The 16,608-nt window shown below is 64.9% G+C and carries 18 protein-coding genes; 12 read left to right on the top strand and 6 right to left on the bottom strand.

The features are described 5' to 3' along the window. Positions 1-59: 59 nt before the first annotated feature. The 4 genes from AC1RQP_RS21575 to fixL form a co-directional block, all read right to left on the bottom strand. Positions 60-758, bottom strand: a complete 699-nt coding sequence (locus AC1RQP_RS21575; protein ID WP_239622116.1) for a helix-turn-helix domain-containing protein — start codon at positions 756-758, stop codon at positions 60-62. A gap of 103 nt (positions 759-861) precedes the next feature. Continuing rightward, positions 862-1,275, bottom strand: coding sequence for a response regulator transcription factor (locus tag AC1RQP_RS21570; protein WP_239622117.1), 414 nt, complete (start codon positions 1,273-1,275; stop codon positions 862-864). 43 nt (positions 1,276-1,318) lie between these two features. Continuing rightward, entirely contained in the window at positions 1,319-1,936 is a 618-nt protein-coding gene (gene fixJ, locus AC1RQP_RS21565; RefSeq protein WP_239622118.1) for a response regulator FixJ, read from the bottom strand. A gap of 3 nt (positions 1,937-1,939) precedes the next feature. Next, complete coding sequence (gene fixL / locus AC1RQP_RS21560) at positions 1,940-3,457, bottom strand: sensor protein FixL (protein WP_492938445.1); 1,518 nt, start codon at positions 3,455-3,457, stop codon at positions 1,940-1,942. 215 nt (positions 3,458-3,672) lie between these two features. Between fixL and AC1RQP_RS21555 the strand changes: the two genes are divergently transcribed. The 10 genes from AC1RQP_RS21555 to ccoS all read left to right on the top strand — a co-directional run bounded on the left by AC1RQP_RS21555 (position 3,673) and on the right by ccoS (position 13,241). After that, the gene (locus tag AC1RQP_RS21555) at positions 3,673-4,506 is read left to right on the top strand and encodes a universal stress protein (protein WP_492938444.1); all 834 of its coding nucleotides are present in this window, start codon (positions 3,673-3,675) and stop codon (positions 4,504-4,506) included. Positions 4,507-4,543: 37 nt separating this feature from the next. Beyond that, complete coding sequence (locus AC1RQP_RS21550; RefSeq protein ID WP_492938443.1) at positions 4,544-4,969, top strand: CBS domain-containing protein; 426 nt, start codon at positions 4,544-4,546, stop codon at positions 4,967-4,969. A 360-nt stretch (positions 4,970-5,329) separates the two neighbouring features. After that, positions 5,330-6,979: a cytochrome-c oxidase, cbb3-type subunit I gene (ccoN, locus tag AC1RQP_RS21545; RefSeq protein WP_239622122.1), complete on the top strand. Its 1,650-nt coding sequence runs from the start codon at positions 5,330-5,332 to the stop codon at positions 6,977-6,979. A gap of 12 nt (positions 6,980-6,991) precedes the next feature. Then, the gene (gene ccoO / locus AC1RQP_RS21540) at positions 6,992-7,726 is read left to right on the top strand and encodes a cytochrome-c oxidase, cbb3-type subunit II (protein WP_239622123.1); all 735 of its coding nucleotides are present in this window, start codon (positions 6,992-6,994) and stop codon (positions 7,724-7,726) included. Between the two features lie 13 nt (positions 7,727-7,739). Next, a complete protein-coding gene (locus tag AC1RQP_RS21535; RefSeq protein WP_028179361.1) occupies positions 7,740-7,904 on the top strand; it encodes a cbb3-type cytochrome oxidase subunit 3 in 165 nt (54 codons plus the stop codon). Between the two features lie 6 nt (positions 7,905-7,910). Beyond that, on the top strand, positions 7,911-8,786 hold the full coding sequence (gene ccoP / locus AC1RQP_RS21530) for a cytochrome-c oxidase, cbb3-type subunit III (protein ID WP_239622124.1): 876 nt from the start codon (positions 7,911-7,913) through the stop codon (positions 8,784-8,786). A 118-nt stretch (positions 8,787-8,904) separates the two neighbouring features. Next, positions 8,905-10,371, top strand: a complete 1,467-nt coding sequence (ccoG, locus tag AC1RQP_RS21525) for a cytochrome c oxidase accessory protein CcoG (RefSeq protein ID WP_239622125.1) — start codon at positions 8,905-8,907, stop codon at positions 10,369-10,371. A 16-nt stretch (positions 10,372-10,387) separates the two neighbouring features. Continuing rightward, entirely contained in the window at positions 10,388-10,873 is a 486-nt protein-coding gene (locus AC1RQP_RS21520) for a FixH family protein (protein ID WP_239622126.1), read from the top strand. An 11-nt stretch (positions 10,874-10,884) separates the two neighbouring features. Continuing rightward, positions 10,885-13,074 (top strand): cation-translocating P-type ATPase, encoded by a 2,190-nt coding sequence (locus tag AC1RQP_RS21515; RefSeq protein ID WP_492938442.1) that lies wholly within the window; start codon positions 10,885-10,887, stop codon positions 13,072-13,074. Continuing rightward, the gene (ccoS, locus tag AC1RQP_RS21510) at positions 13,074-13,241 is read left to right on the top strand and encodes a cbb3-type cytochrome oxidase assembly protein CcoS (RefSeq protein WP_061878267.1); all 168 of its coding nucleotides are present in this window, start codon (positions 13,074-13,076) and stop codon (positions 13,239-13,241) included. Before AC1RQP_RS21515 ends, ccoS begins: the two co-directional genes overlap by 1 nt. Here the strand turns inward: ccoS and AC1RQP_RS21505 are convergent. After that, positions 13,238-14,437: an MFS transporter gene (locus AC1RQP_RS21505; RefSeq protein WP_492938441.1), complete on the bottom strand. Its 1,200-nt coding sequence runs from the start codon at positions 14,435-14,437 to the stop codon at positions 13,238-13,240. The two genes, ccoS and AC1RQP_RS21505, sit on opposite strands and share 4 nt — an antisense overlap. 247 nt (positions 14,438-14,684) lie before the next feature. Further along, positions 14,685-15,167 carry a cupin domain-containing protein gene (locus AC1RQP_RS21500; RefSeq protein ID WP_492938440.1) on the bottom strand — a complete coding sequence of 161 codons (483 nt, stop codon included), beginning with the start codon at positions 15,165-15,167 and terminating at the stop codon, positions 14,685-14,687. 237 nt (positions 15,168-15,404) lie between these two features. Between AC1RQP_RS21500 and AC1RQP_RS21495 the strand changes: the two genes are divergently transcribed. Together AC1RQP_RS21495 and AC1RQP_RS21490 are read left to right on the top strand one after the other, a co-directional pair. After that, complete coding sequence (locus tag AC1RQP_RS21495) at positions 15,405-15,689, top strand: hypothetical protein (RefSeq protein WP_492938439.1); 285 nt, start codon at positions 15,405-15,407, stop codon at positions 15,687-15,689. A gap of 84 nt (positions 15,690-15,773) precedes the next feature. Continuing rightward, entirely contained in the window at positions 15,774-16,490 is a 717-nt protein-coding gene (locus AC1RQP_RS21490) for a peroxiredoxin-like family protein (RefSeq protein WP_492938438.1), read from the top strand. Positions 16,491-16,608 lie beyond the last annotated feature (118 nt).

The following is a 16,608-nucleotide window of genomic DNA, read 5'->3' as shown; positions in this document are numbered from 1 at the left end:
CAAAAGAGAAGGCCGGCCGAATCGGGTTCGGCCGGCCAAGTCACGGGGGAGAAAATCGGTCAGGCGTCGAGATTGTGCAGGCGCTGGCGGTTGCGCAGCACGATCTGGCGGGCGCCGGAGAAACCGAGAATGCCCTGGGCGTGAAGCTGCGACAGTGCGCGCGATACGGTTTCGAGGGTGAGGCCGAGATAGTCGCCGATGTCGCGGCGGCACATCGGCAGCGCCATCATGCCGGCAACGGCGAGGCGGCGGTCCATTTCGAGCAGGAAGGTCGCAACACGCTCCATCGCGGTCTTGCGGCCCAGCAGCAGCATGTGGTCCTCGGCATGACGAAGCTCACCGGCGGTCATCGCCCAGAGCTTGCGGGCAACCTGCACGTCGGTGCCGGCGGCCTTCTCGAGGCTCGCGCGCTTCACGAGGCGCACGGTGGTGTCGATGATGGCTTCCGCGGCGAGGCGGTGAGTGGGACCGGATTCGAGGCCGAATACGTCGCCGGCGAGATGGAAGGCGCCGATCTGACGGCGGCCGTCGGAGAGAAGCTTGTAGCTGCGCACCGCGCCGGTGACCACCTGATAGACGTATTCGGCCGCCTCGTCCTCACCGTAGATCTCCTCGTCCTTGCCGTAGGAGAACTCGGTGGCGACCAGGCCGACATGGCCCGTGACCGCGCCGAACTGGTCGGTTACGGGATGGGCAGGGGCAATCTTGCCACCGATTTGGGTGTTGATCGCCTGGGTGTTGATTGTCTGGGTCAGCATCTGCGCCATCTCCGTTGTGATGGCGCTTTCCTACGCGGTATCGGGGGCTTCGAAAATTTCGAGCGATATCTTAAGGGGGGTGCCTTACGTAGAATCCCGTAGGTCAGGCGCGGGGGCGGTCCTGGATGGCGTGGCGGATGCACTTGACCAGGTTTTCGTCGAGTAGCGGCTTCAAAACCACGTCTTTGATGCCCGCCGTCGCCGCCCGGGCCGAGATGTTCTCGTCGGGATAGCCGGTGATCAGGACCACGGGCGCGTCGCGGTCGGATTTGCGCAGGCGGCCGGCCAGCTCGATGCCATTGATGTCTGGCATCTTGTAGTCGATGACGTAGCAGTCCGGTCCAGGCGCGCTGACATTGAGCAGCGCCGTGCCGCTCCTGAAGGTCCGCACGGCGAAGCCGTCGGTCTCCAGCAGGAACCGCAGGGATCCCAATACGGCGGCATCATCGTCGACCACAAAGACGGTGGGCTGTGGGGAGGACGACGTCCACGCACGATGTGAGCTGACCTCGATCATGCTTTCCGGTTAGCATGGCCCCGGAAAGGCGCTTTGACTTGCCTCAATCGTTGAGCATGCCGGCGCGCATCGCCAGGCGGACCAGTTCTGAAAGGCTGCTCGCCTGCATCTTGGTCATGACGTTGGCCCGGTAGACCTCGATCGTGCGCGGGCTGATGTCGTATTCGCGGGCGATCAGCTTGTTGGAGAGGCCCGCGACCAGCCCCTCCATGACCTGGCGCTCCCTGGGACTCAAGGACGCGACGCGGGCGGCGATGTCCTGCGCGACGGCTTCGTTCTTGGCGGCGGGCTCGGCCTGGCGGATCGCCGAATCGATCATGGCGGTGAGACGGTCGTCATCGAACGGCTTTTCCAGGAAATCGACCGCGCCGAGCTTCATCGCCTCGACCGCGAGCGGCACGTCGCCGTGACCGGTCATGATCACGATCGGGAAGGGGCTTTGCTGTGCCTTCATCCGCTTCAGCAGCTCGATTCCGTCGAGGCCGGGCATGCGCACGTCGGAGACCACGCAGCCGAAGTCGAGGCCCGGCAGGGCTTCGAGAAAGGCCAGGGCATCGTCGAACAAGGTGACGTCGAAACCGGCGGAATCCAGCAGGAAATTCAACGAGTCCCGCATCGCTGCATCGTCGTCGATGACGTAGACATGTCCCTTGGTCGTCATGATTCAGCTCTCGTCGGTTGCCGGCAAGGTGAAGCGGAATGTCGCTCCGCCCGCCGCGTTGCTCTCGGCCCACATGCGGCCGCCGTGAGCCTCGATGATCGAGCGGCTGATGGACAGTCCCACGCCCATGCCGGTCTCTTTGGTGGTGAAGAAGGTCTGGAACAGGTTTGGAATGACGTCGTCCCGGAAGCCGATGCCGGTGTCTGAGACCTCCACCTCGATCATGTCGTCGCCGACACGGGTGTTGGCGACGACGAGCTCGCGCTGCTGCGACTGCGCCATGGCTTCGAGCGCGTTGCGGAACAGGTTCACCAGCACCTGCTGAATCTGCACCCGGTCGGCGAGGACGAGATCGGCGTCGGGATCGAGGCTGAAGCGGAGCTGCACGTTCTGCTCGCGCGCGCCGGCGAGCCCGAGCGCGCCGGCTTCCTCGATCAGCTTGGACAGGCTCTCGACCCGCTTCTCCGATTCGCCGCGGGAGACGAAGTCGCGCAGGCGCCGGATGATCTGGCCGGCGCGCAAGGCCTGCTCCGCCGCCCGATCCAGCGCACTCTCGACTTTCGGCATGTTGGGATCGCTGCTGCCCGCGAGGAGGCGCCGCGACCCCTTCATGTAGTTGCTGATCGCCGCCAACGGCTGGTTGAGCTCGTGGGCGAGCGCTGAGGCCATTTCGCCCATCGCGGTCAACCGCGACACGTGTACGAGCTCGGATTGCAGCTCCTGGAGCCGGGCCTGGGTCTGCTGGTGCTCGGTGAGGTCGCGCACGAACCCTGTGAAAAAGGGCTCGCCCGCGCGTTGCGTCTGCCCGACGGACAGGTGCATCGGGAAAGTCGTGCCGTCGCGGCGCTTGCCCGTCACGATCCGGCCGATGCCGATAATGTGCGGATCATTCGTCCGGAGATAGCGCGCGAGATAGCCGTCATGACGCGACTGATCGGGCTCCGGCATCAGAATGCTCACGTTTCGGCCGATGGCTTCCTGCTTGCTGTAGCCGAACAGCCGCTCCGCGGCGCTGCTGAAGAGCTGCATGATGCCGCGCGAATCGATGACGATCATGGCGTCCGGCACCGTTTCGAGAATCGAGCGAAGATGATTCTCCTGGGAGCGCAGGGCCTCCTCGAGCTGCTTTTCCTCGTTGATGTCGAGGAATATCCCGCTGAGGTGACGTGGCGTGCCCGAATCGTCCCGGATCACGCCGGCCCTGGCCCGGATCCATTGACCGTTTCCGGACGCGCCGTCGAGCTTGAAGGACAGATCAAGCTCCCCGCCGCCTTCCGAGGTGCGCCCGATCGCCTTCAGGAAGTGCTCCCGATCGCTCGACTCCAGCAGGGAAAGAAAGAGATCGTAGCTGACGGCCTGATCCCGCTCGAGGCCAAACAGCCGCTTGGCCATCTCCGACCATTCAAGCTCGCGCGTCTTCAGATCGAGGTCCCAGGTGCCCACCCCGAATCCCTCGATGCGGCCCCTGAAATGCTCGCCCCGACCGTCGTCTGCCGGATGGGTCACGCGGGTCGGCGCCAAGCTCTGCTCCTGTTCTCAGCGGGCAGGCAGGATGCCTTTACCGCTACGGCAATTTCGCCCAAGGCTCGCCCAGAGGCAAGCGCGGACGTTGAATTCGCTGTCGTATCCTCATCGAACAGCGAGAGAGCCAGAAAGCGCCTGTTTGATCTATCTCATCCTGCCGCGCGGCAGCCGGCTTACGATTTGAGAAAATTTGGTGATGCTGGAGATACCCGATGACATACGCGACCGTCATGGTCAGCCTGGCGCTCGATCAGCCCAACGAAGCGCGTCTTCAGGTCGCGGGGGAGCTCGCCGAGCGATTCGAGGCGGCGATCGTCGGGGTTGCCGCAGCGCAGTTCGCGCCGCCACTCTATTTCACCGACGGCACCGAGGCGCAAGCGCTGATCGACGAGGGCGAAGCTTCGGTCAAGCGGCGGCTGGCAGACCTGGAAGCACAATTCCGCGCCGCCACGAAGGATCGCGGCGGGCATGTGGAGTGGCGCAGCGCCATGGATTTTCCGGCGCGATTCGTCCTGGCGCAGGCGCGTTGCGCCGACATCGTCGTCAGCGGAGGGCAGAGCCCGGCCTTCTCCGATGCTTTCTCGCTCGCGAGCCCCAAGGATCTGGTGCTGCAGGCCGGCCGTCCGCTTCTCGTCGTCCCCGATCGGGTCAACTGGCTCGACCTGCGCAACGTGCTGGTGGCGTGGAAGGACACGCCGGAGGCGCGGCGGGCAGTCACCGACGCGCTGCCGATGCTGCGCAAGGCGAGGGACGTCACCATCGTTGAGATCCCAGAGAAGGACGACGACCGTTCGGCCGTGATGGCCGGCGTCATCGACGTCGCTGCCTGGCTCGGCCGTCACGGCGTCACCGCGACCGCACGCGTCTCGGAGGCCGCAAGAGACGAAAGCCCTGCGGCGCATCTGGAGAAGGTCGCCGGCGACGTCGGCGCCGGCCTGATCGTCGCGGGCGCCTATGGTCATTCGAGATTTCGTGAGCTGATCCTCGGGGGCGTCACCCAGTATCTGGTCACACAGACCGCCCGCAGCGTGCTGCTGTCGCACTGACCGCCGCCGGTCAGCATCGAATCGAGGAGGACGCGCCGTGTACAGATTTCTTGAACAGACCGTCGACGGCTACATGACGCGCAGCGTCAAGGCGGTGCAGCGCGGCCTCGACCTGTTCCAGCTCAGCGAGATGTTCGAGACCGACGATTTCAACAGCTATCCCGTCGAAGACGACGGGCAAGTGGTCGGCATCGTCACCAAGTTCGACATCCTGAAGTGCTTCGCCTTCACGCCGACCCAGATGTTGCCGCGCTATGACGACCTGATGAGACGCAAGATCGGCGACGTCATGACTCCCGAGTTCATCTATGTCAGCCCCGACACGCGGCTGACACGCGTGCTCCAGATCATGGTCGAGCACCGCATCAGGAGCATCATCGTGCTCGACGGTGCACAGAAGCTGGTCGGCATCATCGCCCGTGAGGACGTCATCGCGGCGCTCAAGGCGACGGCGCGGGACTGACGTGACGCCTTTTTCCTTCTCCCCTTGTGGGAGAAGGTGGCGTAGGCGGCCTTCGGCCGCCGTCCCACTTGGGACGCCGATGCTTCGCATCGGCTATGGCGCCGGATGAGGGGTATCTCTCCACACAGACACCGTTCCCCGCTGCACCAACCCCTCACCCAAGCGAGTTTGCCGCGCTGTCCTTGCTGCCCTCTCCCACAAGGGGAGAGGGCATTTCAACTAGCCGCACCGAAAAAATACGGAGGAACCCAGAAAATATTTGTCCGCTACGGCTCGCCTCCAAGGCCAGCTTGATTTCAATCAATTCCCCGAGAGGGTGAATGTGATTTCTGGCGTTGTGTTCTTTCAGAGAGAATCCGCATGAGCCAGCCCTCCATCCCCAAATCCATGACCATCGGTGAAAGCGGCTTGGCTGTCGTGTTCGCAGTCACCGCTTTTCTTTGCGTGATCGCCTCGGCCAAGGCGCTCGATGCGCCCTTCGCCTTTCACGCCGCGCTTAGCGCGGCGGCGAGCCTGGCTGCGGTGTTCTTCATCGTCAACCGCTACTTCGAACGGCCGGCGGCGTTGCCGCCCCAGGAAATCAACGGCCGCCCGAACTACAACATGGGGCCGATCAAGTTCTCCGCCTTCATGGCGATGTTCTGGGGCATCGCCGGATTCCTCGTCGGCCTCATCATCGCCTCGCAGCTGGCTTGGCCCGCACTGAACTTCGATCTGCCCTGGATCAGCTTCGGTCGTCTGCGGCCGCTGCACACCTCGGCCGTGATCTTCGCCTTCGGCGGCAACGTCTTGATCGCGACCTCCTTCTACGTGGTGCAGAAGTCCTGCCGCGCGCGCCTCGCCGGCGACCTCGCGCCGTGGTTCGTCGTGCTGGGCTACAACTTCTTCATTCTGGTCGCCGGCACGGGCTATCTGCTCGGCGTCACCCAGTCGAAGGAATATGCCGAGCCGGAATGGTACGCCGATTTGTGGCTGACCATCGTCTGGGTCGCCTACCTGCTGGTCTTCCTTGCCACCATCTTCAAGCGCAAGGAGCCGCACATCTTCGTTGCGAACTGGTTCTATCTCGCCTTCATCGTGACGATCGCGGTCCTGCATCTCGGCAACAACCCGGCGCTCCCCGTCTCGGTGTTCGGCTCGAAGTCCTACGTCGCCTGGGGCGGCATCCAGGACGCCATGTTCCAGTGGTGGTACGGCCACAACGCGGTCGGCTTCTTCCTGACCGCCGGCTTCCTCGCCATCATGTACTACTTCATCCCGAAGCGGGCCGAGCGGCCGATCTATTCCTACCGGCTCTCGATCATCCACTTCTGGGCGCTGATCTTCCTCTACATCTGGGCCGGCCCGCACCATCTGCACTACACGGCGCTGCCGGACTGGACGCAGACGCTGGGCATGACCTTCTCGATCATGCTGTGGATGCCCTCCTGGGGCGGCATGATCAACGGCCTGATGACGCTGTCGGGCGCCTGGGACAAGCTGCGCACCGATCCCGTGCTCCGCATGCTCGTGGTCTCCGTCGCCTTCTACGGCATGTCGACCTTCGAAGGCCCGATGATGTCGATCAAGGTGGTCAACTCGCTCAGCCACTACACCGACTGGACCATCGGTCACGTGCACTCCGGCGCGCTCGGCTGGGTCGGCTTCGTCTCCTTCGGCGCACTCTACTGCCTGGTGCCGTGGGCCTGGAATCGCAAGGGCCTCTACAGCCTGAAGCTCGTCAACTGGCACTTCTGGATCGCGACCCTCGGCATCGTTCTCTACATCTCGGCGATGTGGGTGTCCGGCATCCTCCAGGGCCTGATGTGGCGCGCCTACACCTCGCTCGGCTTCCTCGAATATTCCTTCATCGAGACCGTCGAGGCGATGCATCCCTTCTACATCATCCGCGCCGCCGGCGGCGGGCTGTTCCTGATCGGCGCGCTGATCATGGCCTACAATCTCTGGATGACGGTTCGCGTCGGCGAGGCGGAAGTCCAGATGCCCGTCGCTCTTCAGCCGGCGGAATGAGGAGCTAAAGAAATGTCGTTCTGGACACGCCACCAAATCTTCGAAAAGAACTCGATCATCCTGATCGTCGGCATCCTGCTGGTGATCGCGATCGGCGGACTCGTCGAGATCACGCCGCTGTTCTACCTCAAGAGCACGATCGAGAAGGTCGACGGGGTCAGGCCCTACACGCCGCTGGAACTCGCCGGACGCAACGTCTATGTCCGCGAGGGCTGCTATCTCTGCCATTCGCAGATGGTCCGGCCCTTGCGCGACGAGGTCGAGCGCTACGGCCACTTCTCGCTCGCCGCCGAGAGCATGTTCGACCATCCGTTCCAGTGGGGCTCCAAGCGCACCGGTCCGGACCTCGCCCGCGTCGGCGCCAAATATTCCGACGACTGGCACGTGACCCACCTGACCAACCCGCGCGCGATCGTGCCGCAGTCGGTGATGCCGGGCTATCCGTTCCTCAGCAGGGCCGAGATCGACCCGGATGCGATCGCCGGCGACATGCGCACGCTCAGGACGGTCGGCGTCCCCTACAGCGACGAGCAGATTGCCAATGCCGCCGCCGACCTGAAGGCCCAGGCCGATCCGGACAACGCCGGCACCGATGCCTTCGGCAAGCGCTACGCCAAGGCCGTCGTGCGCAATTTCGACGGCAAGACCGGCACGCCGACGGAGATGGATGCGCTGATCGCGTACCTGCAGATGCTCGGCACGCTGGTCGACTTCAAGATCTACAACGAGAAAGCCAATCTTCGCTGAGAAGGCATGAACGATGAAAGCCATCCTGACCGTCCATAATCTTGCGTCAGATCTCGTGACGACGATCTGGACACCGGTGTTCGTCGCGATCTTTCTCGCGATCGTCGCCTACGCATTCTGGCCCCGTAACAAGGCTGTGTTCGACAAAGCGGCGCACCTGCCGTTGCGGGAGGAGTAGAGAACCATGACCGATCATTCTAGCGACATCGATTCCGTCTCCGGCAAGTCCACGACCGGACACGAGTGGGATGGCATCAAGGAGCTCAACACGCCGCTGCCGCGCTGGTGGGTGATCACCTTCTATCTGACCATCGTCTGGGCGATCGGCTACTGGATCGTCTATCCGGCCTGGCCGCTGATCTCCAGCAACACCACCGGCGTGTTCGGCTACTCCTCGCGCGCCGACGTCGCAGTCGAACTCGCCAACCTCGAGAAGATCCGCGGTGACAAGATGGTGGCGCTGGGTGCGGCCTCGCTCGCCGACATCGAGAAGGACCCGGCTCTGCTGGCGCTCGCCCGCGCCAAGGGCAAAACCGTGTTCGGCGACAATTGCGCGCCGTGTCACGGCTCCGGCGCCGCCGGCGCCAAGGGTTATCCCAACCTGAACGACGACGACTGGCTGTGGGGCGGCACGCTCGACCAGATCATGCAGACCATCCAGTTCGGCGCACGGTCCGGCCATGCCAAGACGCATGAGGGCCAGATGCTCGCCTTCGGCAAGGACGGCGTGCTGAAGGGCGACGAGATCGTCACGGTCGCCAATTACGTGCGGTCGCTGTCGGGTCTTTCCACCCGCAACGGCTACGACGCCGCCAAGGGCCAGAAGATCTTTGCGGAGAATTGCGCCGCCTGTCACGGCGATGCCGGCAAGGGCAACCTGGAACTCGGCGCACCGAACCTGACCGACAAGATCTGGCTCTACGGCTCCGACGAGGCGAGCCTGATCGAGACCATCAGCCAAGGGCGCGCCGGCGTGATGCCAGCCTGGGAAGGTCGGCTCGATCCCGCCACCATCAAGGCGATGGCGGTCTATGTCCACTCGCTCGGCGGCGGCAAATAGCCGATCCGCGACCGACGACTTCAGGCGGGGGCGAAGAAAAGCGCCCCCGTTTGCGTTGGATCAAGGGCCTTGCCGGCGCCGGGTCTAGGTTTAATCGCACCTCTTGAAAGATTCAGCGATGAACAAGGCCGTCAATCCGAACGAACTCAAGCCAGCGGACGACAGCGGGCCGCTCTATGCGGCCCGCAAGAAGGTCTACCCGCAGAGTGTCTCGGGCACGTTTCGCCGGATCAAATGGACCCTGATGGCGATCTGCCTCGGCGTCTACTATTTCCTGCCGTTCGTACGGTGGAATCGCGGCCTCGGCGCCCCCAGCCAGGCGGTGCTGATCGATCTTCCCAACAGCCGCTTCTACTTCTTCTTCATCGAGCTGTGGCCGCAGGAGGTCTACTACTTCACCGGCCTGTTGATCGTGGCCGCGGTGGCGCTGTTCCTGATGAACTCGGTCGGCGGCCGCATCTGGTGCGGCTATCTCTGCCCGCAGACGGTGTGGACCGACCTGTTCTACGCCGTCGAACGTCTGGTCGAGGGGGACCGGCGCGAGCGGATGAAGAAGGACAAATCGTCCGATCCGCTGAAGCTCGAGCGCATCTCCGAGATCGTGCTCAAGCATTCGATCTGGATCATGATCGCCTGGTGGACCGGCGGCGCCTGGGTGCTCTATTTCAGCGACGCGCCTACCCTGGTGAAGGAGCTCGTCACCTTCCAGGCGCCGATGATCGCCTATATCTGGATCGGCATTCTCACCGCGACGACCTACGTCCTCGCCGGCTTCATGCGCGAGCAGGTCTGTACCTATATGTGCCCGTGGCCGCGCATTCAGGCCGCGCTCACGGATGAATGGGCGCTCAACGTCACCTATCGCTACGACCGCGGCGAGAAGCGCACTTCGGTCAAGAAGGCCGCCGAGCTGCGCGCGCTCGGCCAGCAGGTCGGCGATTGCGTCGACTGCTACCAATGCGTCGCGGTCTGCCCGACCGGCATCGACATCCGCAACGGACCGCAGCTCGAATGCATCCAGTGCGGGCTCTGCATCGACGCCTGCGACAACGTGATGGCGAAGATCGGTCGGCCGAAGCGCCTGATCGGCTACGACAACGACATCAACATCCACCGCCGCCAGGAAGGCAAGGCGCCGATCTACCGCATCGTCCGCGCCCGCACCGTCGCCTACAGCGCGATCATCGCAGCGGTCGGCGGCATCATGATCTACACGCTCGCGACCCGCAGCCTGCTCGACGTCAACGTGCTGCACGACCGCAATCCGGTCGCGGTCAAGCTCAGCGACGGCTCGATCCGCAACGCCTACACGGTGCGGCTGCTCAACAAGAGCGGCTATGACCGCGTCATCGCGATCGACGCTGACGGGCCGGTCAATTCGACCGTTCACGTCGTCGGCGTCGATTCGGTGACCCCGGATCGGCCGATGATCGTGATCCCGCGCGACTCGACGAGCGAGCTCCGCCTTCTCGTCACCGCGCCGGCCGACAACAACCCGGAGAAGTCGATTCCGGTCCGCTTCCACGTCACGGACATCGGGCTCGGCGTCGTCGCGTCCGCCACCGATAATTTCGTCTCGCCCTAAGGATCAGGAGACTGCCATGGCTTCCAAGCCTCTGACCGGAACCAAGGTCTTGCTGATGCTGGTCGCTTTCTTCGGCGTCGTGATCGGCGTCAACGGGACCATGATGAAGCTCGCGATCGCGACGCTGCCCGGCACCGACGTCGACAGCCCCTACGCCGCGGGCCTCGTCTATGACCGCGAGATCTCGGCGGCGCAGGACCAGGCCGCGCGCAAATGGAAGGTCAACGCCCATATCGAGCGCCGCAGCGACGGCGGCGCCTCGGTCCAGGTCGAAGCCCGCAATGCCGGCGGCCAGCCGATCTCCGGGCTCAAGTTCGGCGGCCGGCTGGAGCGGCCGACCGACAAGCGTGCCGATCTCGCCGTCGAGCTCACCGAATCCGGCATCGGTCTCTATCGCGGCAGTGCCGCGTCCGTCGCGCCGGGCCAATGGGACCTGGTGATCGAAGGCGAGGCGCGGGGAACACGCGTGTTCCTGTCGCGCAACCGCGTGATCCTGAACTGAAGGATTTCGTCATGCACGTCACGCGGGATTTCTCGCACTACGTCCGAAGCGCGGGTGAGGGCATCCAGCACATCGATCTCGCGGTCGAAGGCGTTCACTGCGCCGGGTGCATGGCCAAGATCGAACGCGGCCTGTCCGCCATCCCCGACGTCACGCTGGCACGCGTGAACCTCACCGACCGCCGCGTCGCGCTGGAATGGAAGGCGGGCACGCTCGATCCCGGCCGTTTCATCGATCGACTCGAGGAGCTCGGCTACAAGGCCTATCCGTTCGAGACCGAAAGCGCTGAGGAGGCCGAGGTCGCCGAATCGCGTTTCCTGCTGCGGTGCCTCGGCGTCGCGGCATTCGCCACCATGAACGTGATGATGCTGTCGATCCCGGTGTGGTCGGGCAACGTCTCGGACATGCTGCCCGAGCAGCGCGACTTCTTCCACTGGCTGTCGGCGCTGATCGCGCTGCCGGCGGCGGCCTATGCCGGCCAGCCGTTCTTCCGCTCGGCCTGGCGCGCGCTGTCCGCGAAGACCACCAACATGGACGTGCCGATCTCCATCGGCGTGATCCTGGCGCTCGGCATGTCCGTGGTCGAGACCATCAATCACGCCGAGCATGCCTATTTCGATGCGGCAATCATGCTGCTGACCTTCCTGCTGGTCGGCCGCTTCCTCGACCAGAACATGCGGCGGCGGACCCGCGCAGTTGCCGGCAATCTCGCGGCGCTGAAGGCGGAGACGGCTGCGAAGTTCGTGGGCCCCGGCGAAATCTCGCAAGTGCCGGTGGCTGCCATCCACCCCGGCGACATCGTGCTGCTGCGGCCGGGCGAGCGCTGCGCGGTCGACGGCACCGTGATCGAGGGGCGTTCCGAGATCGACCAGAGCCTGATCACCGGCGAGACGCTCTATGTCACGGCGGAGCAGGGCACGCCGGTCTATGCGGGATCGATGAACATCTCGGGCACGTTGCGGGTGCGGGTCTCGGCCGCCTCGGAGGCGACGCTGCTCGCCGAGATCACGCGGCTGTTGGACAATGCGCTGCAGGCCCGTTCGCGCTACATGCGGCTCGCCGACCGCGCCTCGCGGCTGTACGCACCGGTGGTGCATGCGACCGCGCTTCTGACCATTCTCGGCTGGGTCATCGCCGGCGCGAGCTGGCATGATGCGATCGTGACCGGTGTTGCCGTCCTGATCATTACCTGTCCTTGTGCGCTGGGCCTTGCCATTCCGACCGTGCAGACGATCGCCTCCGGCGCGATGTTCAAGTCCGGGGTGCTGCTGAATTCCGGCGACGCGATCGAGCGGCTGGCAGAAGCCGACCATGTCATCTTCGACAAGACCGGCACGCTGACGCTGCCCGATCTCGAAGTGATGAATGCGGCCGACATCCCCGCCGACATCTTCGAACTCGCCGGCCGGCTCGCGCTGTCGAGCCATCATCCGGTCGCTGCCGCCGTCGCTCAGGCCGCCGATGCGAAGTCTCCGATCGTCGGCGCGGTCGAGGAGCCCGGGCAGGGCGTCCGCGCGACCGTGGACGGCGTCGAGCTTCGCCTCGGCCGTCCGTCCTACTGCGGTGCCGAGGCGCTGGTCGGCGGCGCCACGCTCGATCCCGAAGCCTCCGTCGTCGCCTTCAGCAAGGGCAGCGAGAAATTCGTCCTCTCGGTACGCCAGGGCCTGCGTCCGGATGCGCAGGCCGTGGTCGCGGCGCTGAAGGCGCGCAACATCGGCATCGAGATCCTGTCCGGCGACCGCGAGCCGGCAGTGAAGGCGGCGGCGCATGCGCTCGCCATTCCCGAGTGGCGCGCCGGCGTCACGCCGGCCGACAAGATCGCGCGGATCGAGGAGCTGAAGCAGCGCGGCGCCAAGGTGCTGATGGTCGGCGACGGCATGAACGATGCGCCGTCATTGGCGGCTGCCCATGTCTCGATGTCGCCGATCTCGGCCGCGCATCTCAGCCAAGCCACCGCCGATCTCGTCTTCCTCGGCCGGCCGCTCGCCCCCGTGGTCGCCGCGATCGATGCTTCGCGCAAGGCGCTGCACCTGATGCGGCAGAACCTCTGGCTTGCGATCGGCTACAACGTGCTTGCCGTTCCGGTCGCGATCAGCGGCATCGTGACGCCCCTGATCGCGGCAGCGGCCATGAGCGGATCCTCGATCCTGGTCATGTTGAATTCGCTGCGTGCCCGCAGCACCTCGCGGGAGATCGTGTGATGGAGATCCTGGTCATCCTGGTGCCGCTGGCCTTGATGCTCGGAGGTGCCGGTCTTGTCGCCTTCCTCTGGTCGCTGCGCAGCGGCCAGTACGACGATCTCGACGGTGCCGCCTGGCGCGCCATCGCCGACGACGAGCCGCCGCAGGAGGCCCCGGTCGAGCGTTAGCGCTTCAGGTCGAAGGTGAGCAAAGCCGCCAGCACGAGCGCCACGCCCACACCGGCGACGCAGGCCTGCCAGCCGAAAGCATCGAACAGCCGGCCGAGCACGGCCGTGCCGACGAGCCCGCCGCAGAAATAACACGCAAGATAAGTCCCGCTGGCGATGCCGCGGTTGTCGGTTGCGGCCTGTCCGACGAAGCCCGTCGCGGCGGCCTGCGCGAAGAATGTGCCGACGCCGACCAGAACCATGCCGGCGAGCACCGCGCCCAGATGCGGCGCCAGCATCAAGGGCAGGCCCAGCCCGGCGACAGCGAGCGCGCTCCAGATCGTGGGCCGCGTTCCCAGCCGCGCGGCCGCCTTGCCGGCGAGAAGCGTCGTGACGACGGACGGCAGGAAGACCAGATAGACGAGACCCAAATCCATCATGCCGAGCGACAGCGGCGGCCGGACCAGAACGAAATTGACGAAGGTGAAGGTGCCGATGAAGGCGAACAGGATGCAGAAGCCGATGCCGAAAGCGGCGCGCAGCCGCCGATCGCGCCAATGCGCGATGGTGGCGGAGAAGGGCGAAGCCGCCGGCATCATCGCATGCATCGGCCGCACGCGCTGGATGGTGAAATGGACCAGCAACGCGCCGGCAAGATTGAGCCCTGCGAAGAAATAGAAGTTCCAGGCAAGGCCGAGGCCATCGGCAACCGCTGCCGAGACCAGCCGGCCGACGAGATTGCTGGCAACATTGCCAGTGATGTAGGCGGCAAACGCGCTGCCGGCATCCGCGGCGCTGCATTGCTCGCCGAGGTGGGCGAGGGTGAGTGCGAAAGCGGCCGCCATGCACAGGCCCTGCGTGACCCGCAAGGCGGTGAAGACGACAAGATTTGGCGCAAACGCCAGCAGGCCGGTGGGAATCGCAAGAAGCGTCAGGCTGAGCAGGATGCCGGTCCGCCGGTCGATATGCGGGCTGAAGAAGCCGACGACGAGGCCGGCGACCGCCATGCCGAAGGTGCTGGCATTGACGGCAAAGCCCATCGCTGCAGGGGTGACGCCGTAGTGCCGCGTCAGCGAGGGCAGGATCGCCTGCGTCGCGAAGAGATCGACGACGGTCAGGAAGGCGGTGAGGCCGATCACGAGCGAGCGAAGCGCGAGACCAGGGGAATGCGCCTCGTTCGTCATTGCGCGGGGTTGGATGGCGGAAAGATCGGTCATGGTGTGGCGCTCCCTCATGCCTGATGTCAGTCCGGGTGCGGCTTCGACTCGGAATGACGCAGGGCTATCGCGTTTCGCGCCTTGTCCGTCCCGAGCGCGCGCCTCGTCCTTCGAGACGACCGCTTCGCGGTCTCCTCAGGATGAGGCTCAGCGAGATCAGCGCGCGCTGAGGCTGCTGCCGCGCACTCCGTCCTCATCCTGAGGAGCCCGCTCAAAAGCGGGCGTCTCGAAGGATGGCGGCAGCGAATTACATGTGATGGTCGTTGGGATCCTTGCGGACGTCGCCGACGTAGAGGATGACAGTCTCCTTGCCGAGATTCTTCCACCAATGCGAGGTGCCGTAGACTTCGGGGCGGATGTCGCCGGCCTTGTGCACGATCGGATCGACACAGTTGGAGGCGTATTCGACGATCTCGCCCTGCTGCACGAAGATCAGGGCGGGGCGGTCGTCATGGCTGTGCCAGGGCACGATGCCGCCGGGCGCGATGGTCAGCCTGCGGAAGCGCAGCTCGCGGCCCTCGATATGCGCCGGCTGCTTGCCGAGGTCGATCGCCCCAAGCGTGACGTCGGTAACGCCGACGGGTTTGTGGTCGACCATCTGCTGTGCGTTCGGCTTGATCTTGCCGGCCGGACATTCGCCGGCGACTGCCGGCTGCGCCGAGAGGGTCAGGGCGCCGACGATTGCAAGGCCTGGCCAGGTCAGGCGCGACAGAGCGTGGCTCGTGAACATGGGAGGTCTCCTGTGTTGGCCGCAACCTCGCTGGTCGCCGGCTGTGGCAGGAGTTTCTTCGAGCCGCGGCTCGTCCTGAAATGCCCTTTCGCTCTTGGTGCGATAGCTCGGCGCTATGCCGATAGGCGGCGGCTATCGAACCGATTGTGGATCGGCATTTCCGCTCGCGCGGCTTCCACCGTTCGATGGCAAAGCGCCCGATTGGCGGGCGTGCACGTCAATCCGGAGGAGCATCTCATGACAAGACTGTCCAAGACCCTGATCGCCACCGCCGCGTTTGCGGTCATCGCCACATCGGCCCTCTCGGAGGCCGCCTGGGATTTCAAGGCAGGCATGGCCTATGTCTATGGCGGGCCCGGCAAGATGTCGGCGATGGCGATGGCGCCGGCCGAAAAGAACCACGAGGCCATGATGAAGCACGCGAAGAAGGTGCCCGACCACACGGTCTTCTTCATGGACAACGGCGCGCTGTACTCTGCCTCGGGGCGGCTCGATCCCACCGGCAACTTCTACGTGAATTGAACAGATCCTGGCATCGCGGCCGCCCCTTGCGGGCGGTCGAACCGGGAAACTACTATTGGCCCCAGGGAATGCCGGAGCAGAAAGATGACGTCTCTCTCGCCAGCCGACGCCGAACAGCTCAGGCTCGCCTTCCAGCGCTGCCGCGACATGGACGGTACCCTGAACGAGCAGCTCCGCGCCTATGCCGATGCCAGCCGCGAAGTCTTCCCGGCCTATGGCGAGGCGGTCGATCGGCTGGTGGCGCGATTGGACGGAAACGGCGGTGGCGCGACGGCGCCGCGCCCGGGCGATGCAATGCCGCCGTTCATGCTGCCCGACGAGGGCGGGCGTCTCGTCGCGCTGCCCGCGCTGCTGGCGTGCGGCCCGCTCGCCGTGATGTTCTTCCGCGGCCATTGGTGTCCCTATTGCCGGCTCAATGTCCGCGCCGTGGTCCAGGCGCTGGACCGCATCAAGGCGATGGGGGCACAGGTTGTCGCCATCATGCCGGAGACGCAGGAATATACCGGGCAGCTCAAGGCCGAATCCGGCGCGCCGTTTCCGATCCTGACCGATCTCGACAACGGCTACGCGCTGTCGCTCAATCTCGCGATCTGGCTCGGCACCGAGATTCAGCAACTGCTGTCCTATCAGGACATGGAGAAATTCCACGGCAATGACGGCTGGATGCTGCCGATCCCGGCCGTGTTCGTCGTCGGCCGCGACGGCACCGTGAAGGCCCGCTTCGTCGACCCGGATTTTCGCAAGCGCATGGAAATCGACGATCTGATCGAAGCGCTGGAGAGCGCGAGCCGGGAGCGCTGAGCTTCTCTTCCCTTCTCCCCTTGTGGGAGAAGGTGGCCTAGTGTCCAGACCGGATAGATAGGTAACACGGTAGACCGGATGGATGGGTGACAGTTCTCTGTCGGCTGGGAGGATCAGC

The organism is Bradyrhizobium sp. GW821-FHT13H06, assembly GCF_058803975.1.
This window is presented reverse-complemented; position numbering and strand designations above follow the sequence as displayed.